Here is an 801-nt window from a genome sequence, read left to right on the forward strand (position 1 = left end):
GACCCTGAAATGTCTTGTTTTTGAGATATAAAATAGTTAAAAACAGATACAGCTTTAATTTAGTGGAGTTTTTAAATCTGGAGTTATTTTTATGTTTAGAATTTGCTGCTTATAAGGCTGTTGAGGTACTACTCCGTTATTGAGAGAAGAAGGGCAAATAAACTTAACAATAGTGAACATACGGCAGATCCATATAAACCAATAGCTTTTTGGATTTCTGCTTTTTTTGAAATAAGTGGTGGTAATTTTTTCGTTAAAGTATATTTTTTAAATAACTTTTGTTCAAAAAGATGTGTTAGGACTTGTATGAATACAAATAAAAATAGTAATGCTTCAAACATGAGTGAAATACGTAAATCCTTTTTGATTATAAGTGTATAGAGCGCACTCACAACAATAAAAAATCCCACTAAAAGGCATATATAACGGAATTTTTTAATAGTAGCTGAATATTTATGATAAAAAGCAGAGGACTTATTTTGTTTTTTTAGTATTTTTTTTTCTTTTTTTTGTGGTATAAGGTATAAGAATGCAAAAATAAAAAGTAAAAGTAAAAGTAAATACATTATGGTTTGTCCTTTCTAAAGCTAAGTTTTAGTTTTACATAAAAAAATAGCAAAAGCAACAATATATCATTGTTGCTTTTGCTCAATATTTAGGCGAAGGCGAGTAACAGTAATAAACCTCCCCCAAATCCAATTAAAAGCGCAGACGCTTCAGTTTCAGTTGGAATGGATTCTAATGCACTAGATAGTAAAGTCGTATAATATTGCTCTAAATTTGTAGCATATTGTTTTACGT

1 protein-coding gene is annotated in these 801 nt (G+C 28.6%); it reads right to left on the reverse strand.

Annotation, left to right across the window (positions count from 1 at the left end; all coding sequences use genetic code 11):
• Positions 1-128: 128 nt before the first annotated feature.
• Entirely contained in the window at positions 129-566 is a 438-nt protein-coding gene (locus FC65_RS10920; protein WP_056972778.1) for a hypothetical protein, read from the reverse strand.
• Positions 567-801: the final 235 nt, after the last annotated feature.

It is taken from the genome of Ligilactobacillus acidipiscis DSM 15836, assembly GCF_001435755.1.
Taxonomy (GTDB): domain Bacteria; phylum Bacillota; class Bacilli; order Lactobacillales; family Lactobacillaceae; genus Ligilactobacillus; species Ligilactobacillus acidipiscis.

Excerpts from the sequence above, each read along its gene's own strand:
- FC65_RS10920 (WP_056972778.1), bottom strand. The coding sequence starts at position 566 with ATGTATTTACTTTTACTTTTACTTTTTATTTTTGCATTCTTATACCTT.